The following is a 21,460-nucleotide window of genomic DNA, read 5'->3' on the forward strand; positions in this document are numbered from 1 at the left end:
TGGAGGAACGGACCGGGGAGGTGCCGGGAATGCCGGAGCTGTCGCAGGAGAGCCAGCGGGGGAGGTCGCCCGCGCCGTTCGGGCTGGCCGAGGTGACGGGGCCGTCCATGGTGCCCACGCTCCGGCACGGCGACCAGCTGCTGGTGCGGTACGGGGGCGTGGTCGGGCCCGGTGACATCGTCGTGCTGCGGCACCCGTTCCAGCAGGACCTGCTGGTCGTCAAGCGGGCCGTGGAGCGGCGCGAGGGCGGCTGGTGGGTGCTCGGGGACAACCCGTACGCCGGTGGGGACAGTACCGACTACGGGGTCGTGCCCGAGGAGCTGATCCTCGGGCGGGCCTGGCTGAGGCTCCGGCCGTTCGAGGCCGGTCAGCGCTCGCCGCTGGCCGTGCTGCGCTGGGCGGTCTCCGCCGTGCGGCCGCTGCTCGGCGACCGGTCGGCCTCCAGGCGCTTGCGGGCCCGGTAGGCGGCCACGTTGGCGCGGGTGGCGCAGCGGTCGGAGCAGTAGCGCCGGGAGCGGTTGGTCGAGGTGTCCAGGTAGGCGTTGCGGCACGGGGCCGCCTGGCACAGGCCGAGGCGGTCCACGCCGTACTCGGTGAGGTGGAAGGCGAGGCCCATCGCGGCGATCGCCGCGTAGCCCGCGGTGGCGTTGGAGGGGTGGTCGGCCAGGTGCATGTGCCACAGCGGGCGGTCGTCCTCGTCCCGGTGGTCGTGGCCGGAGATCTGGGGGCTGACCGGGAACTCCAGCAGGAGTGAGTTCAGCAGGTCCACGGCCAGCGTCTCGTCGCCCCCGTCGGCCGCCTCGAAGACCGCGCGCAGCCGGCCCCGCACCGAGCGGAAACGGGTGACGTCCGCGTCGGTGGCACGGCGTGCCGCGGACGTGTTGTCGCCGAAGAGGTCACGGACGGCCTCGACCGAGGTCAGGCAGTCCTTGCCCCGGCTCGGTTCCTCGGTGTTGACGAGTCGCACGGCGTAATCCGAGTAATAGGCCAGTTCCACTTGTAGTCCTTACTGGGGCGCTCTATCGTCATACCAGCGGTCGGGTAACAGCCGATCGTGCTTCCAGGGTATTACGCGACCGCGGGGAAAGGCGGGCTCCATGACCACGGGTACCGGAACCGACTGGGCGGCCTGGCAGAACAGCTGGGACCGCCAGCAGGAGTGGTACATGCCGGACCGCGAGGACCGCTTCAGGATCATGCTCGACATGGTCGAGGCCCTCGTCGGTACGGCCCCACGCGTGCTCGACCTCGCCTGCGGCACCGGCAGCATCACCGCCCGGCTGCTGGCGCGGTTCCCTGAGGCCACCAGCACCGGCGTCGATCTCGACCCGGCCCTGCTCGCCATCGCGCGCGGCACCTTCGAGGGCGACGACCGGGTCTCGTTCGTGACCGCAGACCTCAAGGACCCCGACTGGGCGGCGCGGCTGCCGTACGACTCGTACGACGCCGTACTGACCGCGACGGCCCTGCACTGGCTGCACAGCGAACCCCTCGCGGCCCTCTATGGCCGGCTCGCGGAACTCGTCCGCGCCGGCGGTGTGTTCATGAACGCGGACCACATGATCGATGAGAGCACGCCCCGGATCAACGCGGCCGAGCGGGCCCAGCGCCACGCCCGTATGGATCAGGCCAAGCGGGACGGCGCCCTCGACTGGGCCGAGTGGTGGCAGGTCGCCGCGAAGGACCCGGTCCTGGCCGAGCCGACCGCCCGCCGCTACGAGATCTACGGCGAGCACGCCGACGGCGACATGCCCTCCGCGGACTGGCATGCCCGGGTCCTGCGGGAGAAGGGCTTCGCCGAGGCCAGGGCCGTGTGGTGTTCCCCGTCGGACAGTCTGGTCCTCGCTCTCAAGTAGGCGGGGCACGGGAGAGGGGCGGTGCGCGCACCGCCCCTTCGCCGTGCGTCCGCCTACAGCACCTTCGAGAGGAACGACTGCGTCCGCTCGTGCTGCGGATTCGTCAGCACATCCCGCGGATGGCCGGATTCGACCACGACACCGCCGTCCATGAACACCAGGCTGTCGCCCACCTCGCGGGCGAAACCCATCTCATGGGTGACGACGACCATCGTCATGCCGGACTCGGCGAGGTCGCGCATGACGTCCAGGACGTCGCCGACCAGCTCCGGGTCCAGCGCCGAGGTCGGCTCGTCGAACAGCATCAGCTTGGGGTCCATCGCGAGCGCACGCGCGATCGCGACCCGCTGCTGCTGACCGCCGGACAGCTGCGAGGGGTAGTTGCCGGCCTTGTCGGCCAGGCCCACCCGCTCCAGGAGCTGCATGGCCCGCTCCCGCGCCGCGGCCTTGGTCACGCCCTTGACCTGGATCGGCGCCTCCATGACGTTCTCCAGCGCCGTCATGTGCGGGAACAGGTTGAAGCGCTGGAAGACCATGCCGATGTCCCGGCGCTTCATGGCGACTTCGCTGTCCTTGAGCTCGTACAGCTTGCCGCCCTTCTGGCGGTAGCCGACCAGCTCGCCGTCGACGTACAGCCGCCCGGCGTTGATCTTCTCCAGGTGGTTGATGCACCGCAGGAAGGTGGACTTGCCGGAGCCCGAGGGACCGATGAGGCAGAACACCTCGCCCGGCCGCACCTCCAGGTCGATGCCCTTGAGCACCTCCACATGCCCGAACGACTTGTGGACGCCCTCCGCCTTGACCATCGGGGCGGTGCCCGCGGTCGCGGAGTCCTGCTTGCTCAGCTTGTCGCTCATGCCATGACCTTCCTGCTGGAGAAGGTCGTCAGATGCGCCCTGACCTTCTGCCACGGGGTGGGCGGGAGGCTGCGACTGGAGCCGCGGGCGTAGTACCGCTCGATGTAGTACTGGCCCACGCTGAGCACCGAGGTCATGATCAAGTACCAGGCCGCGGCCAGGAAGTACATCTCCACCGGCGCACCGGAGTTCTGGCCGATGTCCTGGGCGTAGCGGAACAGCTCGGGATACTGGACGGCCGCCACGAGCGAGGTCGTCTTCAGCATGTTGATGACCTCGTTGCCGGTCGGCGGCACGATCACCCGCATCGCCTGCGGGATGACCACCCGGCGCAGCGTCTTGCCGTGGCTCATGCCCAGGGCGTGGGCCGCCTCGGTCTGGCCCTCGTCCACCGCGAGCAGGCCCGCGCGGCAGATCTCGGCCATGTACGCCGCCTCGTTCAGACCCAGGCCGAGCAACGCCGTCAGCAGCGGCGTCATGAAGTTCGACCAGTAGTCCTTGTAGAAGGGCATCAGGTTGATGTACTCGAAGACCAGGCCCAGGTTGAACCACAGGAACAGCTGGACCAGGACCGGGGTGCCGCGGAAGAACCAGATGTAGAACCACGCGATGGACGAGGTCACCGGGTTCTTCGACAGCCGCATGACGGCCAGGACGATGCCGCCGACGATGCCGATGAGCATCGACAGGACCGTCAGCAGAAGCGTCTTGCTGACACCGGTCAGGATCCGGTGGTCGAAGAAGTAGTCCGGCACCGCGTGCCAGTTGATCTTGCCCTGGCTGAACGCGTAGATGATCGCGACGAGGATCGCGATGGCGACGACTGCGGACACGTAGCGCCCGTAGTGCCGCACCGGGATGGCCCTGAGGGTTTCCGGGCCGGCCGGGGGAGTGCCCTGCTCCCCGGCCGTCTTCTCTATGTCAGTCACGGATATGTGCTGCCTCTCGGTGGCCGCTGGCTACGCCGCGGGTCACTTGCCGCCGTTGATCACGGATTCCTTGACGGCGCCGTCCTGGGCGCCCCACTTCTGGAGGATCTTCTGGTACTCGCCGTTCTTGATGATCGCGTTCATCGCGGCCTGGAGCGCGTCGCGCAGCTGGGTGGCCTCCTTGGAGACCGCGATGCCGTACGGCGCCGCCGAGACCTGGTCGCCGACGAGCTGGAAGTCCTTGCCGCCGCCCGAGGTCTTCGCCGCGTACGCCGCCACCGGGAAGTCGGAGGAGGCCGCGTCCACGCCGCCCGAGCGCAGCCGGGTCTGGGACTGCTGGTCGTCGTCGAAGGGCTCGATGGACAGCTTCTTGCCGGCCGGACACTTCTTGGCCTCGGCCTTGGCCAGGTCCTCCGAGACGGTGCTGCGCTCGACGGCGATCTTCTTGCCGCACAGGTCGGGCCAGCCGGTGATGCCCTGCGTGTCGCCCTTGCGCGTGTAGATGGAGACACCGGCGGTCAGGTAGTCGACGAAGTCGACGCCCTCGCCGACCTTCTTGCCGGTGTCCGGGTCGACACCCTGCTGGCGGTTCTTGCTGTCGGTCATCGCCGACATCGCGATGTCGTAGCGGCCCGAGCGCAGGCCGGTGAGCAGGGAGTCGAAGGTGCCGTTGCGGAACTCGAACGTCACGCCGAGCTGCTTGCCCAGCGCCGCCGCGAGGTCCGGGTCGAGGCCGACGGCCTTGCCGCTGGAGTCCTTGAACTCCACGGGGGCGTACGCGATGTCCGAACCGACGAGGATCTTGCCCTTGCCGCGGATGGACTGCGGGAGCTTGCTCGCGAGCGGGGCGCCGGCAGAGGCGCCGCCGCCGGAGTCGTTGGTCTTGTCCTTCGTCTGGTCACCGCAGCCGGTGAGCAGCAGGGCGCCCGCGACCGCGATCGCACCGACCGCAGCCAGCCGGGGGTGCGTGGCGGTCGAACGACGGGTGGAGCTTGCGGTCATGGTGGATTCCTCCGGCGTATGCGAAGAGTTTGCCGCTGGGTAGACGAGAACACACACCATTGGGTGGCGCGACCTCGCGGGTTTACGGCATCTTGCCATTCGGACTACGCCATTCAGGGGCGCGGATATGTCAAAATCGGATAACGGGTGACCCCCGAACCCCACCAGGTCGGTACATTCTTGGTCTGCCGGTGCCGTACCGCACCGGACCATCTGCGCGAATCCCGTCCCTCCGCCGGAAAATCTTCGGCACATCTCGAAATGTGGACGGCCGGACAGGTGGGTGTCGTACGACACCCCTCCGTCCGGAGCCCCGCCGAGTCCCTCTGGACCTCCGCGCCGCCGGTGCCGCGCCCGTCAGTGGCGTGTCACCTCCGTGTGGCTTTCTGGTTCCGAGATGTGACCTTGCACCTATTGGACTCGTCGTGGGCGCCGTCCGTCCGGTAAGAAGGTTCTTTACACCCCTCATCCGGGGCTCAGGGCGCGTGTGCGGCGCGCCCGTCGCGCATGACCCGTGCGTATCCGCAATCGGGCCCTGCGCGGTGCCCGCCCACCCCTCACCAGGAGTGGTCGACCCTCAAACCATGCATACCTAAGGGGTAGAACAAGTGGCAGCGGAGATCGTCAATCCTCGCAGCGACGTCGGTACGGACCAGGACGGCGGGGCGGAGCCCCTCGACTCCTTCGATCCGGTGTTCGCTCTGCACCGTGGCGGCAAGATGGCTGTGCAGGCCACCGTGCCGATCCGCGACAAGGACGACCTTTCCCTCGCGTACACGCCCGGCGTCGCTCGCGTGTGCACCGCGATCGCGGAGCAGCCGGAGCTGGTCAACGACTACACATGGAAGTCCTCCGTCGTCGCCGTCGTCACCGACGGTACGGCGGTGCTCGGACTCGGGGACATCGGTCCCCAGGCCTCCCTCCCCGTGATGGAGGGCAAGGCGATCCTGTTCAAGCAGTTCGGCGGCGTCGACGCGGTCCCGCTCGCGCTCGACTGCACCGATGTGGACGAGATCGTGGAGACCGTGGTCCGGCTCGCTCCCTCCTTCGGCGGAGTCAACCTTGAGGACATCTCGGCGCCCCGGTGCTTCGAGATCGAGCGCCGCCTCCAGGAGCGTCTCGACATCCCGGTCTTCCACGACGACCAGCACGGCACGGCCGTGGTGACGCTCGCGGCACTGCGGAACGCGGCGCGGCTCAGCGGCCGGGAGATCGGGCAGCTGCGCGCCGTGATCTCGGGCGCCGGCGCGGCCGGCGTCGCCATCGCCAAGATGCTGATCGGGGCCGGCATCGGCGATGTGGCGGTCGCGGACCGCAAGGGCGTCGTCTCCGCCGACCGCGAGGACCTGACCCCGGTCAAGCGCGAGGTGGCCGGCTTCACCAACAAGGCCGGGATCAGCGGCACGCTGGAGCACGCGCTCAAGGGCGCGGACGTCTTCATCGGCGTCTCCGGCGGTACGGTCGCCGAGGAGGCCGTGGCTTCCATGGCCGAGGGTGCCTTCGTCTTCGCGATGGCCAACCCGAACCCCGAGGTGCACCCCGAGGTCGCGCGCAAGTACGCGGCGGTCGTCGCCACCGGGCGCTCGGACTTCCCGAACCAGATCAACAACGTGCTGGCCTTCCCCGGGATCTTCGCGGGCGCGCTCCAGGTGCGGGCCTCGCGGATCACGGAGGGGATGAAGATCGCGGCGGCGGAGGCGCTGGCCGCGGTCGTCGGGGACGATCTCGCGGCGGACTACGTGATCCCGTCGCCGTTCGACGAGCGCGTCGCCCCGGCGGTCACCGCGGCGGTGGCGGCAGCCGCCCGCGCGGAGGGCGTCGCCCGTCACTGACGTCGGCTGAGACGGCCCCGCCCGTTCGGGCGGGGCCGTTTCTTTTCCATCCATCCGCCCGCCCACCCGCCGGAAACTCGTGTGACGAGGTGCCCCTGGGGGGCTCGTGGCGGGCTGCGCCGCCCGGGTGCCCTTGGGCAAGAGGGCATGTGTCACAGAGCGGCCAGGTTCCGTCGGGGCGCCGACGCACCTATCGTCGGCAGCATGTTCGCTGTCTACGCCGCCCGAATCGACCGCGACCAGCCGCTCACCGGCCTTGAGTTGGGGGAGCGTCCGGCTCCCGAGGCCCGTCCCGGCTGGAGCACCATCGATGTGCGCGCCGCCTCCCTCAACCACCATGACCTCTGGTCCCTGCGGGGCGTCGGCCTCCCCGAGGACCGCCTGCCGATGATCCTCGGCTGTGACGCCGCCGGGGTCGACGCGGACGGCAACGAGGTCGTCCTGCACTCCGTCATCGGCCAGACCGGTCACGGCGTCGGCCCGAAGGAGCCGCGGTCCATCCTGACCGAGCGCTATCAGGGCACCTTCGCCGAGCAGGTCGCCGTGCCGACCTTCAATGTGCTGCCCAAGCCGAAGGAGCTGTCCTTCGCCGAGGCCGCCTGTCTGCCGACCGCGTGGCTGACGGCGTACCGGATGCTGTTCACCAACGCCGGGGTACGCCCCGGGGACTCGGTCCTCGTGCAGGGCGCGGGCGGCGGGGTCGCCACGGCCGCGATCGTGCTCGGCAAGGCGGCGGGGCTGAAGGTGTTCGCCACCAGCCGTGACGAGGCGAAGCGGAAGCGGGCGCTGGAGCTCGGGGCGGTGGAGGCCGTGGAGAGCGGGGCGCGGCTGCCGCAGCGGGTGGACGCCGTGATCGAGACGGTGGGCGCGGCGACGTGGTCCCACTCGGTGAAGTCGCTGCGGCCCGGCGGGACGATCGTCATCTCCGGCGCGACCAGCGGGGACCGGCCCTCGCACGCCGAGCTGACCCGGATCTTCTTCCTGGAGCTGAAGGTGGTCGGCTCCACCATGGGCACCAAGGACGAGCTGGAGGACCTGCTTTCCTTCTGCGCCACGACCGGGGTACGGCCCGTCATCGACGAGGTGCTGCCGATGGACCGGGCGCGGGAGGGCTTCGAACGGATGGAGTCCGGCGGGCAGTTCGGGAAGATCGTGCTGACGACGTCCTGAGGTTCCTCGGGGGAGCCGTGGGCGGGTCCGGGGGTTCCGGACCCGCCGGGGGCGGCGGTGAGCCCGCGTCGCCGGATTCGGCCGACCGGGGGCCGGTCCCCTTCCGGCGCGGTACGTGACCGCCGGCCCGCGAACTACCCCTTCGTCGGCCGCAGGATCGACGCGATGTCCGCCGCCGCCCGCGACAAGTGCTCCCGGCTCGCCCGGAGTTGGTCCGGGGTCACCCCGTGGTCGCGGGACAGGTCGCGGATGTCGTCGCGGAAGCGGTCGAGCAGGCGGTCGAGATCGCGGGCGGGATCGTCGGTGGTGGGTTCGTGGGCCCAGGCGGGGGTGTAGTCGGCGGGGAAGTCGGTCGTCGGGGCGGTGTAGGCCGGGGTGGGGCGGGGTGCCGTCCAGTCCTTGCTCAAGTCGCCCAGTTCCCTGGCCAGTTCGGTGAGGCCCTCGCGGACGCCCGCCGGCCAGTTGCCGCGCGCGAAGTGGTCCTGGACACGGCGGGCGACGCGCTGCATCTCCTCCTGCGCCTGGGCTCGGGCGCGGGCCTGGGCCTCCTGGGCCTGGTGGCGGGCGCGCTGGGCCTCCTCGCGGGCCCGGCGGCTCTCGTCCTTGGCGCGGCGGGCCTGCTCCTTCCACTCCTGCCGGACCCGACGCATCTCCTCCTTGGCGACGCGCCAGGCGTCCTTGTCGTCCCCGGCCGCTCCCCCCTCGCGAGCCTCGGACGCCGCGGCCCGCATCTCGCGGCGCAGATCGCCCGCCGCCCCGCGCACGTCGGCCTTGATCTCGGCCGCCAGTTCCGCCACCGACTCGCGGATCTCCAGTTCCAGGTCGGCCAGCTCGCCGCCGCGGTCCGCCAGTTCGGCGCGGCCCGTGTCCGTGATGGAGTACACCTTGCGGCCGCCCTCGGAGGTGTGGGTGACCAGGCCCTCGGCCTCCAGCTTGGCCAGGCGGGGGTAGACGGTGCCGGCCGAGGGGGCGTACAGCCCCTGGAAGCGCTCCTCCAGGAGGCGGATCACCTCGTAGCCGTGGCGCGGGGCCTCGTCCAGCAGCTTGAGCAGGTACAGGCGCAGGCGGCCATGGGCGAAGACGGGGGGCATGTCAGAGCACCTTCTTGTCGGTCGGGCCGTCGGTCGGGCCGTCGGTCGGGCGGGTGTCCTGCCAGTCCTCGGCGGACGGGCGCCGTAGCAGAGCGATCGCACCGGAGACCGTGGTGGCCCGGAGGCGGCCCGTGCCCGCGCCCAGGCGACCGGTGATCTTGTGGGCGCCCCACTGGCCGTGCACCCGCAGCCCCTCGAAGGCGTTGGAGATCCGGCCGCTCGCCGTGTTCGCCTCCACCTCGGCGTCCGCCGGGTGCGGCAGCCGGATGGCGATCTCGCCCGAGACGCTGGTGAGATGGACGTCCGTCGGGCCGTCCGGGTCCAGGTCCACGATCATCGAGCCGCTGACCGAGTCCGCCCGGACCGAGGGGCCCGAGCCCTCTATGACGGTCAGGTCGCCGGAGACCGAGGCGAAGCGCAGCTCGCCGGTGACCGCCTGCGCCTCCAGGTTCCCCGACACGGTGTTCGCCTGGACCGGCCCGGAGAGGCCGACCAGGGCGGTGTCGCCGGTGACGCCCCTGACCACCGTCGTGCCCCGGATGCCGGAGACCACGGCGCCGGCGCCGACCGCGCCCACCTCCACCCGGGCGTCCGCGGGGACCGTCAGGGAGACGACCGCGCTGCGGCGCCAACTGCTGCGGTCCAGGAGCTTCGTGAAGCCCTGCCAGGTCAGGTCCTCGTACCCCACCGTCAGGACCTCGCCCTCCTGGGTGACCGTCAGCGGCGGGCCCTTGATGTCGGACACCTCCAGACGTGCGGGGCCCTCCTCCACCCCCACCACGTTCACCGTGCCGCCCGCGATGCGGACCTGGACGGTGCCCACGGGGGCGTCGAAGGTCAGCTTCTGCGGCTCGGCGACGGACCACTCGGACATGGGGGACCTCCTCGGCCGTACGGCGTCTGGACGCGCCATATCGCGTCCACCAGAAACACGATATATCGTGGACTCGCGAAGTCAAGACACTCTTGGGGGTGAGCCGCCCCGCGCATTGCATACGCTGGTGACGACGCCGACGCCTGTCCCGCCGGCTCGGACGCATACGCACACCCAGGAGACGCAATCCCATGTACTTCACCGACCGCGGCATCGAGGAGCTGGAGAAGCGGCGTGGCGAGGAGGAGGTCACCTTCGAGTGGCTCGCCGAGCAGCTGCGCACCTTCGTGGACCTCAACCCAGACTTCGAGGTGCCCGTGGAGCGCCTGGCCACGTGGCTCGCCCGCCTCGACGACGAGGACGACGAATAGACGGGCAAGCGGGAGAGGAAAACGGGAGGGGAAAGCGGGAGAGGAAGCAGACGAAGGGCCCGGTTCCGTGCGGAACCGGGCCCTTCGTCGCTGCCGTGCCGAGGCCTACGCCTCGAACACCTCACGCACCAGCTGCTCCTGCTCGGCCTGGTGGCGCTTGGCGGAGCCCACCGCCGGGGACGAGGAGTGCGGGCGCGAGATGCGCCGCAGCCGCTCGCCGGCCGGGATGTCCGCGCCGACCGCCAGGTCGAGGTGGTCGATCAGGTTGAGCGCGATGAACGGCCAGGCACCCTGGTTCGCCGGCTCCTCCTGGACCCACAGGTACTTCTCGGCGTTCGGGTACTTGTTGACCTCCGCCTGGAGCTCGGCACCCGGCAGGGGGTAGAGGCGCTCGATGCGGATGATCGCGGTGTCCGTGGCGCCGCGCTTCTTCCGCTCGTTCTCCAGGTCGTAGTAGACCTTGCCCGCGCAGAAGACGACCCTGCGGACCGCGGCCGGGTCGGCCGAGGCGTCGCCGATGACCGGGCGGAAGCCGCCGGTCGTGAACTCCTCCGCCTTGGAGGCGGCGGCCTTCAGGCGCAGCATCGACTTCGGAGTGAAGACGACCAGCGGCTTGTGGGCCGGGTTGTGCACCTGCCACCGCAGGAGGTGGAAGTAGTTCGACGGCGAGGTGGGCATGGCCACCGTCATGTTGTTCTGGGCGCACAGCTGGAGGAACCGCTCCGGGCGCGCGGACGAGTGGTCCGGGCCCTGGCCCTCGTAGCCGTGCGGCAGCAGCAGGACGACGCCGGAGGTCTGGCCCCACTTCTGCTCGGCCGAGGAGACGAACTCGTCGACGACCGTCTGGGCGCCGTTGACGAAGTCGCCGAACTGGGCCTCCCACATCACCAGCGCGTCGGGACGCGCGAGCGAGTAGCCGTACTCGAAGCCCATGGCCGCGTACTCGGACAGCAGCGAGTTGTAGACGTTCAGCCGCGCCTGGTCCTCGGAGAGGTACTGGAGCGGGGTGTACTCCTCGCCGGTCTCCCGGTCGATCAGCACCGCGTGGCGCTGGCCGAAGGTGCCGCGCTGGGAGTCCTGGCCCGCGAGGCGGACCGGGGTGCCGTCGAGCAGCAGGGAGCCGATGGCCAGCGTCTCGCCCATGCCCCAGTCGATGGTGCCGTCCTCGACCATCGCCGCACGGCGCTGCAACTGCGGCAGCAGTCGCGGGTGCACGGTGATGTGCTCGGGGATGTTGACCTGGGACTCGGCGATCCGCTTGACGACCTCGGCGGACACGGCGGTCGGCACGGTGGCCGGGAAGCCGTCCTGGGCCTCCTGGGGGGCACCGGCGGCCGGCTGCGAGGTGGCCTCGCGGACCTCGGTGAAGACCTTCTCCAGCTGGCCCTGGTAGTCCTGGAGGGCCTGCTCGGCCTCTTCCAGGGTGATGTCGCCACGACCGATCAGGGACTCGGTGTAGAGCTTGCGCACCGAGCGCTTCTTGTCGATCAGGTCGTACATCAGCGGCTGGGTGAAGGCCGGGTTGTCCGACTCGTTGTGACCGCGGCGGCGGTAGCAGATGAGGTCGATCACCACGTCCTTGTTGAACGCCTGGCGGAACTCGAACGCCAGTCGGGCGACGCGGACGACGGCCTCCGGGTCGTCGCCGTTCACGTGGAAGATCGGGGCCTCGATCATGCGGGCCACGTCCGTCGCGTACATGGAGGAACGCGAGGACTCGGGGGCCGCGGTGAAGCCGACCTGGTTGTTGATGACGATGTGCACGGTGCCGCCGGTGCGGTAGCCGCGCAGCTGCGACATGTTCAGGGTCTCGGCCACCACGCCCTGGCCCGCGAAGGCCGCGTCGCCGTGGATCGCCACCGGCAGGACGGTGAAGTCCGTGCCGCCCTTGTTGATGATGTCCTGCTTGGCGCGGGCGACGCCCTCCAGGACCGGGTCGACCGCCTCCAGGTGGGAGGGGTTGGCGACCAGCGAGACCTTGATCTGCTCGCCGTCCAGGCCGGTGAAGGTGCCGTTGGCGCCCAGGTGGTACTTGACGTCGCCGGAGCCGTGCATCGACTTCGGGTCGAGGTTGCCCTCGAACTCGCGGAAGATCTGCGCGTACGACTTGCCGACGATGTTGGCGAGCACGTTCAGGCGGCCGCGGTGGGCCATGCCGATGACGACCTCGTCCAGGCGGGACTCGGCGGCGGAGTCGATGACCGCGTCGAGCAGCGGGATGACGGACTCGCCGCCCTCCAGGGAGAAGCGCTTCTGGCCGACGTACTTGGTCTGCAGGAAGGTCTCGAACGCCTCGGCGGCGTTCAGCCGGCGCAGGATGCGCAGCTGCTCCTCGCGCTCCGGCTTGGCGTGGCCGCGCTCGACCCGGTCCTGGATCCACTTGCGCTGCTTGGGGTCCTGGATGTGCATGAACTCGATGCCGGTGGTGCGGCAGTACGAGTCGCGGAGCACACCGAGGATGTCGCGCAGCTTCATCATCGACTTGCCGGCGAAACCACCGACGGCGAACTCGCGCTCCAGGTCCCACAGGGTGAGGCCGTGCTCGACGATGTCCAGGTCGGGGTGCTTGCGCTGGCGGTACTCCAGCGGGTCGGTGTCGGCCATGACGTGGCCGCGGACCCGGTAGGAGTGGATCAGCTCGAAGACGCGGGCGGCCTTGGTGACGTCGTCGTCGTGGGACGCGTCGATGTCCTTGAGCCAGCGGACCGGCTCGTAGGGGATGCGCAGCGCCTCGAAGATCTCGTCGTAGAACTTGTTCTCGCCGAGCAGCAGGTTGGCGACCTGGCGCAGGAACTCGCCGGAGGCGGCGCCCTGGATGACCCGGTGGTCGTAGGTCGACGTGAGGGTCATGACCTTGGAGACACCGAGCTTGTTCAGGGTGTCCTGGCTGGTGCCCTGGAACTCGGCCGGGTAGTCCATGGAGCCGACGCCCATGATCACGGACTGGCCGGGCATCAGGCGCGGCACGGAGTGCACGGTGCCCAGGCCGCCGGGGTTGGTCAGGGAGACCGTGACCCCGGTGAAGTCGTCCATGGTCAGCTTGCCCTCGCGGGCGCGGCGGACGATGTCCTCGTAGGCCTGCCAGAACTCGAAGAAGTTCAGCGTCTCGGCCTTCTTGATCGCCGCGACGACGAGCTGGCGGTCGCCGTTGGGCTTGACCAGGTCGATGGCGAGACCGAGGTTGACGTGCGCCGGCTTGACCAGGGTCGGCTTGCCGTCCTTGACGGCGAACGAGTGGTTCATCGCCGGCATGGCCTTGATGGCCTGCACCATCGCGTACCCGATGAGGTGCGTGAAGGAGATCTTCCCGCCGCGGGCGCGCTTGAGGTGGTTGTTGATGACGATGCGGTTGTCGAACAGCAGCTTCACCGGGACGGCGCGGACCGAGGTGGCGGTCGGCATCTCCAGCGAGGCGTCCATGTTCTTGGCGACCGCGGCGGCCGGGCCGCGCAGGGTGACCTGCTCGGGGCCGGCGGGGGCCTCGGCGGCGGGAGCGGCCTTCGCGGGCGAAGCGGGCGCCTGTGCGGGTTGCGCCGGCTTGGCCGGGGAGGGGGCCGCCTTCGCCGCGGGAGCCGCGGGAGCGGGCGCCGGAGCAGGGGCCGCGGCGGGCTTCGGGGCCGCCGGGGCCGCGGGCGCCGGGGCGGCCTGGGCGGGGGTCTCCGTGACCCCCGCGGCCGCAGTACCCGCCGGAGCGGGCGTGGCGGGCGCGCCCGGCTTGTAATCGGCGAAGAAGTCCCACCAGGCGCGGTCTACCGAATTCGGGTCCTGGAGGTACTGCTGATAGATCTCGTCGACGAGCCACTCGTTCGCGCCGAACGAGGCCGCGGGGTTCTTCCCGGCGGCTTGGTCGTCGGTGGAGATGCTCGAATTACTGGGGGACTGTGGCGACACGGCGGCAACCGCCCTCTTCCGCTTCACAAGGTGATGGACAGCGGGAATAAAGGCTACGCCTTGGAGACGGGGAAGGTCAGGTCGGGCCCGTTCATCGTCGTGTAAGTCACACCGAGAATCTTGTTTCAGGGCTTGAAATGGCGGGAAACAAGCGTGGTTCCGGACGTGCGAGGGTGCACCGGTCCAGCCCTGCGCCCCCGGCTTCTGCGGGCGGCGCGGGCTTGCGCCGATCACACGTGTCCAGCTGCGCGGGAAGGGCGCGGACGCTGGTGGATCTTGCGCTTCCGCGGGAACTTTACGTCAACTTGAAGGGGAGTCCAGCCCCGGAAGGGTGACGATGATCCGGCAGCCCCGCTCGGATTCGGCCACGCCGATCCGGCCGCCGTGCAGATCCACCGCCCAGCGGGCGATCGCGAGCCCGAGGCCCGTGCCGCCGTCGCTGCCCGGACCGTGCGGCCGGGTCACGGCGCCCCGGTTGAACCGCTCGAAGACGCGGTGCCACTCCGAACGCGGGATTCCCGGGCCCTCGTCCAGGATCTCCAGCTCCAGCGACTGGGGCTGGGGCCCGCGCCGGGCCTTCACGGTCACCCGGCCGTGCGGCGGGCTGTGCTTGACCGCGTTGTCGATCAGGTTGGCGACGACCTGGTGGATCCGCTCGGGGTCCGCGTGCGCGGTCAGCTCCGGCGGGGAGACGTCCAGGTGCAGATGGACGTCGGTACGCGTGTGGCTGCCGGAGCCGGTGGCCATGCCCGCACGCGCCGAGGCGACCATGTTGGCCTCCTTGAGCACGCCCGACAGGTACGGCCACACCTCGAAGCGCCGCATCTTCAGCGGTACGACGCCGTTGTCGAGCCGGGACAGGTCCAGCAGGGTCTCCACCAGGCGGCCGAGCCGCTCGGTCTGCCTCAGGGCCGTCCGCATGGTCTCCGGATCGGCCTCGGTGACCCCGTCGACGATGTTCTCCAGCACGGCGCGCAGCCCGGCGATGGGGGTGCGCAGTTCGTGCGAGACGTTCGCGACCAGTTCCTTGCGCTGGCGGTCCTGGGCCTCCAGCTCGTCGGCCATGACGTTGATCGTCTGCGCCAGGTCGCCCAGCTCGTCCCGCCGGGTCTCGCGCACCCGGCGGGTGTAGTCGCCCTCCGAGATGGCACGGGCGACCGTGTTCATCTCGTCCAGCGGCATGGTGAGCGAGTGCGCCACGAACTGGGTGATCAGCAGGGTGGCGATCATCGAGAACACCGTGATGAAGCGCAGCTCCGTCTTGGTGTGCACGGCGACGATCGACAGACCGGTGGTGATCAGCACCGCGATGACGACGAGCGCGCCCAGCTTGGTCTTGATCGAGAACGGGCGTACGCCGCCCCAGGGCTCCTCCGTGCGGGCCCCGGGGCTCCTCCGTGCGGCCTGGCGCCCGCTCGCGCTCACGGGTTCGGTGTCTCCAGCGCGTAGCCCACACCGTGCACGGTGCGGATGCGCTCGGCGCCGATCTTGCGGCGCAGCGCCTTGATGTGGCTGTCGACGGTGCGGGTGCCGGAGGCGTCCGCCCAGTCCCACACCTCGGCCAGCAGCTGCTCCCGGGAGAGGACCGCGCGCGGGGTGTTGGCCAGGCACACGAGCAGGTCGAACTCCGTCGGGGTCAGGTGGACGTCCTCCGCCTTCACCCGTACCCGGCGCTGCGCGTGGTCGATCTCCAGCTCGCCGAGGCGCAGGATGCCGGAGCGCGGCGTGGAGGCGGCGATGGCGGCCCGCTCCACCCGGCGCAGCAGCACGTGCACCCGCGCGGCCAGCTCGCGCATGGAGAACGGCTTGGTCATGTAGTCGTCGGCGCCGACCCCGAGCCCGACCAGCATGTCCGTCTCGTCGTCCCGCGCGGTCAGCATCAGCACCGGCACCGGGCGCTGGGCCTGCACGCGCCGGCAGACCTCCAGGCCGTCGAAGCCCGGCAGCATGATGTCGAGGATCAGCAGGTCGGGCTGCCATGCCTCGGCCGTGTCCACGGCGGCCGGTCCGTCGGCCGCCGTCTGCACGAGGAAACCCTCGGCACGGAGCCGGGCCGCGATGGCGTCGACGATCGTGGGATCGTCCTCGACGACCAGCACCCGGCGCTGGGCGCCCGGGGTGGTGGTCGGCGCCGCCGCGCCGCTCTGGGAGGTGTGTGTCTGCTCCATCGCCCGCCCCTGCTTGTTGCTTTCCGGAACCCGTGGGGTGATCCCATGTCTGCGATCGACGCGAAAGATCCGCGTCAGGGCAGCACATTACGGGGATCGGCCGTGCCGTCGCTATCCAGGGCGGACACCGAGGTGCACGGCGTCCGGAACTCCCCGGGCAACGGGCACCTCTTCGGTACGCACCCGATGGAACCCGGCATTCCGCAAGGTTCCTTCAAATTCCGGAGACGGCTCGGCCGACCATACGGCAAGTACCCCGCCGGGCCTCAACACCCGTGCGCAGGAGGCCAGTCCGGCCGGTGAGTACAGGCTTTCGTTGTCCTCGGTGACCGTCCATCCGGGGCCGTTGTCGATGTCCAGACACAGGGCGTCGAACGTGTCCGATGTCTCATTGACGTAACGGACCAGATCGGACTCAAGGATCTCGGTGCGGGGGTCGGCGAGGGCGGCGGAGGTCAGCTCGGACAGGGGGCCCGCGCGGTGCCAGCCGATGACGGCGGGCTCCCGCTCCACGACCGTGATCCGCCCCCAGCGGGGGTCCTCGGACGCGTGTGCGAGTGAGAATCCGACGCCCAGGCCGCCGATCAGCACGGCCGGTGCCGGGCGCCCGTCGAGGGCGCCGTACGCCGCGTCGATCAGCAGCCGCTCCGAGCGGCCGTCCGAAGTGTCCATGAGGAAGCAGCCGTTGGCGATGATCTGGAGCAGCGCGCCGTGTCTGCGCAGCGCCACTTCGCCGTACGGCCCCACGCGCCGGTCCAGCACCACGGGGGAGTCGTCTGGGGCAGCCATGGGTCCATCCTGCTTGAACAAGGCTTTGCTTTCACGGCAATTACGGATGTCGGGCCGGGGGCACGGGCCCCGGACGCCGCCGAAACGTATGAGGTTGCCGTGAAACCGCTCTCCCGTGACGCCGGTCATGGACAGCGGCTTCCCGCGGCCCCGAGGGTGGGGGCGACGGAAGGAGCGCCACCGTGGAACGGATCGCGCCGGACCCCGTGGGCGCCGACCTGCTGGACGGTGTGCCCCGCCAGCGGGCCGCCATGCCCTCGGCGCCGCCGGCCCGCCGCCTCGCGGTGCCGCGCGTACGACCCTGGCTGCTGCTGCCGACGCCCGCCGGGACGCCGTTCACCTTCGGCTACGCGGCCCTCCTGGCCTTCACCTCCCTGATCGCCGCCCTGGCGCCCCCCTCCCTGGTGTACGCCCTCTACCAGGGCTCCAGTACGGACGTTTCCCATCTGGTGCGCTCGCCCGCGGTGGTGCTGGTGGCCAGCGCGCTGTGGATCGCGGGCGGCCTCGTCTCGCCGTACGCCGTCGCGTTCGTCCTCGTGCTGACGGCCCTGGAGCGGCGCATAGGCGGTGGCCGGGCGGCCTGCGTCTTCCTGGCCGGGCACGTCCTCGCGACCCTGGCCACCGAGGTCCCGGTGGGCCTCGCGGTCCTGGCCGGCCGCCTCCCGGTCACCTCCCTGCACCGCCTGGACTACGGCATCAGCTTCGGCGTGGCCGCGAGCACCGGCGCCCTGGCCGGTCTCCTGGCCCCGTGGCTCCGCTGGCCCCTCCTCGCCTTCGCGGCGGGCGTCCTCCTGGACGACCTGCTGGCCTACGAGGACCCCATGACGAACTGGGGCCACCTGATCGCCCTGACGATCGGCGTGTCGGCCTGGCCCGCCACACGCCGTTGGGCGGGCGTTCGAAACCCCTCCCGCCTGCGCGAACGAAGTGATCGCTGACAGCGAACAGCCGCCTGGGAACATTCCCCGTGCATCAAACATTGAGTCGGCATAGCTCAAGTTGACTGCCGAAGGGGAGATCATGGCTGCTGAGTCACCGGCGTTCACGCTTGTCCTGCCCGTGCTGCCGCTCGACGACGAGGTCGTGCTGCCCGGCATGGTGGTCCCGCTGGACCTGAGCGATGCCGAGGTCCGCGCCGCGGTGGAGGCCGCGCAGGCCGCCGCGCGCTCGGAACCCGGCAAGCCCAAGGTGCTGCTGGTGCCACGCGTCGACGGCACGTACGCCAAGACCGGTGTGCTGGGCACGGTCGAGCAGGTCGGCCGACTCGCCGACGGCGACCCCGGCGCGCTGATCCGCGGCCGCAGCCGCGTCCGCATCGGCGCCGGAACCACCGGACCCGGCGCCGCCCTGTGGGTCGAGGGCGCCCAGGTGGACGAGACCCTGCCCGACCCGCTGCCCGGCCAGGTCGCCGAACTCGTCAAGGAGTACAAGGCGCTGGCCACCAGCTGGCTGCGCAAGCGCGGCGCCTGGCAGGTCGTGGACCGCGTCCAGGCCATCGACGGCGTCGCCGCGCTCGCCGACAACTCCGGCTACTCGCCCTTCCTGACCACCGAGCAGAAGGTCGAACTCCTGGAGACCGCCGACCCGGTGGCCCGCCTCAAGCTCGCCACCCAGCTGCTGCGCGACCACCTCGCCGAGCAGGAGGTGGCCGAGACCATCGCCAAGGACGTCCAGGAGGGCGTCGACAAGCAGCAGCGCGAGTTCCTGCTGCGCCGTCAGCTGGAGGCCGTCCGCAAGGAGCTGCGCGAGCTGAACGGCGACCAGGGGGGCGAGGAGTCCGACGACTACCGCGCCCGCGTGGAGGCCGCCGACCTGCCCGAGAAGGTCCGCGAGGCCGCGCTCAAGGAGGTCGACAAGCTGGAGCGGTCCTCCGACCAGTCTCCCGAGGGCAGCTGGATCCGTACCTGGCTGGACACCGTCCTGGAGATGCCCTGGAGCGAGCGGACCGAGGACGCGTACGACATCCGGGGCGCCAAGTCCGTGCTCGACGCGGAACACGCGGGCCTGGAGGACGTCAAGGAGCGCATCACCGAGTACCTCGCCGTGCGCAAGCGGCGCGGCGACCGCGGACTCGGCGTGATCGGCGGCCGGCGCGGGGGTGCCGTGCTCGCGCTCGTCGGCCCGCCCGGCGTCGGCAAGACCAGCCTGGGCGAGTCCGTCGCGCACGCCATGGGCCGCAAGTTCGTCCGCGTCGCGCTCGGCGGCGTCCGCGACGAGGCCGAGATCCGCGGTCACCGCCGTACGTACGTCGGCGCGCTGCCCGGCCGGATCGTGCGCGCCATCAAGGAGGCCGGGTCGATGAACCCGGTGGTGCTCCTGGACGAGATCGACAAGGTGGGCTCGGACTTCCGGGGCGATCCGGCCGCCGCCCTCCTGGAAGTGCTCGACCCGGCGCAGAACCACACGTTCCGCGACCACTACCTGGAGGTCGAACTCGACCTGTCCGACGTCGTCTTCCTGGCCACCGCCAACGTCCTGGAGGCGATCCCGGAGGCCCTTGCCGACCGAATGGAGATCGTCCGCCTGGACGGCTACACCGAGGACGAGAAGGTCGTCATCGCCCGGGACCACCTGCTCCCGCGCCAGCTGGAGCGGGCCGGTCTCGACGAGGGCGAGGTCACCCTGGAGGAGAGCGCGCTGCGCAAGCTCGCGGGCGAGTACACGCGCGAGGCGGGCGTGCGCACTCTGGAGCGCTCGATCGCCCGGCTGCTGCGCAAGGTGGCGGCCCAGCACGAACTGGGCGAGCGGGAGCTGCCGTGCGCCATCGCCGACGAGGACCTGCGCGGCCTGATCGGGCGGCCGCACCATGTGCCCGAGTCGGCGCAGGACCCGGCCGAGCGCCGTACGGCCGTCCCCGGGGTGGCGACCGGGCTCGCGGTCACCGGCGCGGGCGGCGACGTGCTCTTCGTGGAGGCCTCCCTCGCCGACCCGGAGACGGGCGCGGCGGGCCTGACCCTCACCGGTCAGCTGGGCGACGTGATGAAGGAGTCGGCGCGGATCGCGCTGAGCTTCCTGCGCAGCCACGGCGCCGAACTGGGGCTCCCGGTGACCGACCTGAAGGACCGGGGCGTGCACATCCACTTCCCGGCGGGCGCGGTCCCGAAGGACGGTCCGAGCGCGGGTGTCACGCTGACCACCGCCCTGGCGTCGCTGCTCTCGGGGCGCCAGGTGCGCACGGACGTGGCGATGACCGGCGAGGTCTCGCTGACCGGCCGGGTGCTGCCCATCGGCGGCGTGAAGCAGAAGCTGCTCGCCGCCCAGCGTGCCGGGGTGACCACCGTGATCATCCCCAAGCGCAACGAGCCCGACCTGGACGACGTCCCGGCCGAGGTGCTGGACAAGCTCGACGTCCACACCGTGACCGACGTCCGCCAGGTCCTGGAGCTGGCGCTCGCGCCCGCGGCCGACGGCGCGGCGCCGGAGGTTCCCCTGGCGGCGTGACGCGGAGACCGCGGGCGGGGGACGGGCGGGACCCGGGTCCCGTGAGGGAGGCCCGGGTCCTCGCCGCGCGCACGCCCGGCTCGGTGAGCCGGGCGTGGCGGGGCGTGGCGGAGGGAGCCCGAGGGCTGCCGTCGGGCCGTCAGCCGTTGGCGAGCGCCTGGACGCGGTCGAGCGCGCCGTTGAAGTAGTCGTGGTCGCCGACGGTCGGGCCGGAGGAGGTGTACTGCCACATCGTGTAGTACGACCATCCGGCCGGCAGCGTCCCCACGGTCGAGGCGTAGCGGGCGACCCACAGCGGGTTGCTGCTCGCGAAGCCCGCGTAGTTGCCGGTGCACTCGGTCCACCAGCTGGTGGCGGTGTAGATCACGGCGTCACGACCGGTGAGGGACTTGTAGGTGTTGAGGAAGTCCGCGATCCAGCTGACCATCTGGCCGGCCGTCTTGCCGTAGCAGTCGGCGCCGTACGGGTTCCACTCGATGTCGAGCACGCCCGGCAGGGTCTTGCCGTCCTTGGACCAGCCGCCGCCGTGCGCGACGAAGTAGCTCGCCTGGGTGGCGCCGCTGGTGGTGTCCGGGGTCGCGAAGTGGTACGAGCCGCGGATCATGCCCACGTTGTACGAGCCGTTGTACTGCTGGGCGAAGTACGGGTTCGTGTAGTACGTGCCCTCCGTCGCCTTCGTGTACGCCCAGCGGACACCGCTGTTGTACAGGGTGGACCAGGCGACGTTGCCCTGGTAGCCGGAGACGTCCACACCCTCGGTCTGGGTGGCGTCGGCGCCCGTGGGGGTGCCGTGCGTGCCGTCGTGGGCCGCGACGGTCTCGCCCATGTAGGCGGTGCCGCGGGCGGGCGTGGACGCGGCCTGGGCGGTGGTGAGGGGGAGTGCGCAGGCCGCCGCCGCGAGCAGGGCCGTGACCAGGACGGCCAGTGGGCGCGGGCGGAGTGAACGGGGTCTGGGCGCGGACATGACGTGCCTCCGGGGAGGGTGGGGTGTAAGTGGGGGGGACCATGGCAGTGACCTCGGAAGAGGTGCACTGTCGTGGGCATGTCATTCAATGCCTGACGAAAAAGCTACGCACGTAGATAGCGGCGTGGGAAGGGGGTCCGGCCGCCGCCGTTGGTCTACGCCTGCGAAATACTTACGGAGCTGCGGCAATGGCGGCGTCGGGCAGAAACTTTCAGGACCGCGAAA

18 protein-coding genes are annotated in these 21,460 nt (G+C 70.7%); 7 read left to right on the plus strand and 11 right to left on the minus strand.

Annotated features, from left to right (window positions below; genetic code table 11):
- Positions 1–29: 29 nt before the first annotated feature.
- Positions 30–464, plus strand: a complete 435-nt coding sequence (gene sodX, locus ACWDD7_RS14685) for a nickel-type superoxide dismutase maturation protease (protein WP_351869973.1) — start codon at positions 30–32, stop codon at positions 462–464.
- On the opposite strand, the gene ACWDD7_RS14690 is transcribed toward sodX, so the two are convergent.
- The gene (locus tag ACWDD7_RS14690; RefSeq protein WP_351869854.1) at positions 368–997 is read right to left on the minus strand and encodes a CGNR zinc finger domain-containing protein; all 630 of its coding nucleotides are present in this window, start codon (positions 995–997) and stop codon (positions 368–370) included. The two genes, sodX and ACWDD7_RS14690, sit on opposite strands and share 97 nt — an antisense overlap.
- A gap of 100 nt (positions 998–1,097) precedes the next feature.
- Here ACWDD7_RS14690 and ACWDD7_RS14695 point away from each other — a divergent pair, with 100 nt between their 5' ends.
- Positions 1,098–1,856, plus strand: a complete 759-nt coding sequence (locus ACWDD7_RS14695; RefSeq protein ID WP_351869851.1) for a class I SAM-dependent methyltransferase — start codon at positions 1,098–1,100, stop codon at positions 1,854–1,856.
- A gap of 53 nt (positions 1,857–1,909) precedes the next feature.
- On the opposite strand, the gene ACWDD7_RS14700 is transcribed toward ACWDD7_RS14695, so the two are convergent.
- The 3 genes from ACWDD7_RS14700 to ACWDD7_RS14710 are packed head-to-tail and all read right to left on the minus strand — an operon-like array spanning position 1,910 to position 4,644.
- On the minus strand, positions 1,910–2,662 hold the full coding sequence (locus ACWDD7_RS14700; RefSeq protein WP_351869970.1) for an amino acid ABC transporter ATP-binding protein: 753 nt from the start codon (positions 2,660–2,662) through the stop codon (positions 1,910–1,912).
- A gap of 47 nt (positions 2,663–2,709) precedes the next feature.
- Positions 2,710–3,642: an amino acid ABC transporter permease gene (locus ACWDD7_RS14705; protein WP_351869849.1), complete on the minus strand. Its 933-nt coding sequence runs from the start codon at positions 3,640–3,642 to the stop codon at positions 2,710–2,712.
- Positions 3,643–3,684: 42 nt separating this feature from the next.
- Entirely contained in the window at positions 3,685–4,644 is a 960-nt protein-coding gene (locus tag ACWDD7_RS14710; protein WP_351869846.1) for an ABC transporter substrate-binding protein, read from the minus strand.
- Positions 4,645–5,252: 608 nt separating this feature from the next.
- Between ACWDD7_RS14710 and ACWDD7_RS14715 the strand changes: the two genes are divergently transcribed.
- Both ACWDD7_RS14715 and ACWDD7_RS14720 read left to right on the plus strand, forming a co-directional pair.
- A complete protein-coding gene (locus ACWDD7_RS14715) occupies positions 5,253–6,476 on the plus strand; it encodes an NAD(P)-dependent malic enzyme (protein WP_351869843.1) in 1,224 nt (407 codons plus the stop codon).
- Between the two features lie 204 nt (positions 6,477–6,680).
- Positions 6,681–7,646 carry a zinc-binding dehydrogenase gene (locus tag ACWDD7_RS14720; protein WP_351869840.1) on the plus strand — a complete coding sequence of 322 codons (966 nt, stop codon included), beginning with the start codon at positions 6,681–6,683 and terminating at the stop codon, positions 7,644–7,646.
- A gap of 134 nt (positions 7,647–7,780) precedes the next feature.
- Here the strand turns inward: ACWDD7_RS14720 and ACWDD7_RS14725 are convergent, their stop codons facing one another.
- Positions 7,781–8,737, minus strand: coding sequence for a PadR family transcriptional regulator (locus tag ACWDD7_RS14725; protein ID WP_450457595.1), 957 nt, complete (start codon positions 8,735–8,737; stop codon positions 7,781–7,783).
- Between the two features lies 1 nt (position 8,738).
- A complete protein-coding gene (locus ACWDD7_RS14730; RefSeq protein WP_351869834.1) occupies positions 8,739–9,611 on the minus strand; it encodes a DUF4097 family beta strand repeat-containing protein in 873 nt (290 codons plus the stop codon).
- A 191-nt stretch (positions 9,612–9,802) separates the two neighbouring features.
- Here ACWDD7_RS14730 and ACWDD7_RS14735 point away from each other — a divergent pair, with 191 nt between their 5' ends.
- A complete protein-coding gene (locus ACWDD7_RS14735) occupies positions 9,803–9,982 on the plus strand; it encodes a DUF6104 family protein (RefSeq protein WP_003992906.1) in 180 nt (59 codons plus the stop codon).
- A gap of 105 nt (positions 9,983–10,087) precedes the next feature.
- On the opposite strand, the gene ACWDD7_RS14740 is transcribed toward ACWDD7_RS14735, so the two are convergent.
- The 4 genes from ACWDD7_RS14740 to ACWDD7_RS14755 all read right to left on the minus strand — a co-directional run bounded on the left by ACWDD7_RS14740 (position 10,088) and on the right by ACWDD7_RS14755 (position 16,830).
- Positions 10,088–13,873, minus strand: coding sequence for a multifunctional oxoglutarate decarboxylase/oxoglutarate dehydrogenase thiamine pyrophosphate-binding subunit/dihydrolipoyllysine-residue succinyltransferase subunit (locus ACWDD7_RS14740; protein ID WP_450457596.1), 3,786 nt, complete (start codon positions 13,871–13,873; stop codon positions 10,088–10,090).
- Between the two features lie 300 nt (positions 13,874–14,173).
- Positions 14,174–15,298 (minus strand): HAMP domain-containing sensor histidine kinase, encoded by a 1,125-nt coding sequence (locus ACWDD7_RS14745; RefSeq protein WP_450457597.1) that lies wholly within the window; start codon positions 15,296–15,298, stop codon positions 14,174–14,176.
- A complete protein-coding gene (locus tag ACWDD7_RS14750) occupies positions 15,295–16,041 on the minus strand; it encodes a response regulator transcription factor (protein WP_351872866.1) in 747 nt (248 codons plus the stop codon). Before ACWDD7_RS14750 ends, ACWDD7_RS14745 begins: the two co-directional genes overlap by 4 nt.
- 111 nt (positions 16,042–16,152) lie before the next feature.
- The gene (locus ACWDD7_RS14755; protein WP_450457598.1) at positions 16,153–16,830 is read right to left on the minus strand and encodes a spermidine synthase; all 678 of its coding nucleotides are present in this window, start codon (positions 16,828–16,830) and stop codon (positions 16,153–16,155) included.
- 182 nt (positions 16,831–17,012) lie between these two features.
- On the opposite strand from ACWDD7_RS14755, the gene ACWDD7_RS14760 reads away from it, so the two are divergent.
- Together ACWDD7_RS14760 and lon are read left to right on the plus strand one after the other, a co-directional pair.
- Entirely contained in the window at positions 17,013–17,768 is a 756-nt protein-coding gene (locus ACWDD7_RS14760; RefSeq protein ID WP_450457599.1) for a rhomboid-like protein, read from the plus strand.
- Between the two features lie 82 nt (positions 17,769–17,850).
- Entirely contained in the window at positions 17,851–20,271 is a 2,421-nt protein-coding gene (gene lon / locus ACWDD7_RS14765; RefSeq protein ID WP_450457600.1) for an endopeptidase La, read from the plus strand.
- Positions 20,272–20,410: 139 nt separating this feature from the next.
- On the opposite strand, the gene ACWDD7_RS14770 is transcribed toward lon, so the two are convergent.
- Positions 20,411–21,235 carry a lysozyme gene (locus tag ACWDD7_RS14770; RefSeq protein ID WP_392218103.1) on the minus strand — a complete coding sequence of 275 codons (825 nt, stop codon included), beginning with the start codon at positions 21,233–21,235 and terminating at the stop codon, positions 20,411–20,413.
- Positions 21,236–21,460 lie beyond the last annotated feature (225 nt).

The sequence above is a fragment of the Streptomyces sp. NPDC001056 genome (assembly GCF_053598955.1).

Coding starts and splice junctions, on each gene's coding strand:
- ACWDD7_RS14770 (WP_392218103.1), bottom strand. CDS start 21,235: ATGTCCGCGCCCAGACCCCGTTCACTCCGCCCGCGCCCACTGGCCGTC.
- ACWDD7_RS14700 (WP_351869970.1), bottom strand. CDS start 2,662: ATGGTCAAGGCGGAGGGCGTCCACAAGTCGTTCGGGCATGTGGAGGTG.
- ACWDD7_RS14695 (WP_351869851.1), top strand. CDS start 1,098: ATGACCACGGGTACCGGAACCGACTGGGCGGCCTGGCAGAACAGCTGG.
- ACWDD7_RS14735 (WP_003992906.1), top strand. CDS start 9,803: ATGTACTTCACCGACCGCGGCATCGAGGAGCTGGAGAAGCGGCGTGGC.
- sodX (WP_351869973.1), top strand. CDS start 30: ATGCCGGAGCTGTCGCAGGAGAGCCAGCGGGGGAGGTCGCCCGCGCCG.
- ACWDD7_RS14755 (WP_450457598.1), bottom strand. CDS start 16,830: ATGGCTGCCCCAGACGACTCCCCCGTGGTGCTGGACCGGCGCGTGGGG.
- lon (WP_450457600.1), top strand. CDS start 17,851: ATGGCTGCTGAGTCACCGGCGTTCACGCTTGTCCTGCCCGTGCTGCCG.
- ACWDD7_RS14720 (WP_351869840.1), top strand. CDS start 6,681: ATGTTCGCTGTCTACGCCGCCCGAATCGACCGCGACCAGCCGCTCACC.
- ACWDD7_RS14750 (WP_351872866.1), bottom strand. CDS start 16,041: ATGGAGCAGACACACACCTCCCAGAGCGGCGCGGCGGCGCCGACCACC.
- ACWDD7_RS14725 (WP_450457595.1), bottom strand. CDS start 8,737: ATGCCCCCCGTCTTCGCCCATGGCCGCCTGCGCCTGTACCTGCTCAAG.
- ACWDD7_RS14710 (WP_351869846.1), bottom strand. CDS start 4,644: ATGACCGCAAGCTCCACCCGTCGTTCGACCGCCACGCACCCCCGGCTG.
- ACWDD7_RS14730 (WP_351869834.1), bottom strand. CDS start 9,611: ATGTCCGAGTGGTCCGTCGCCGAGCCGCAGAAGCTGACCTTCGACGCC.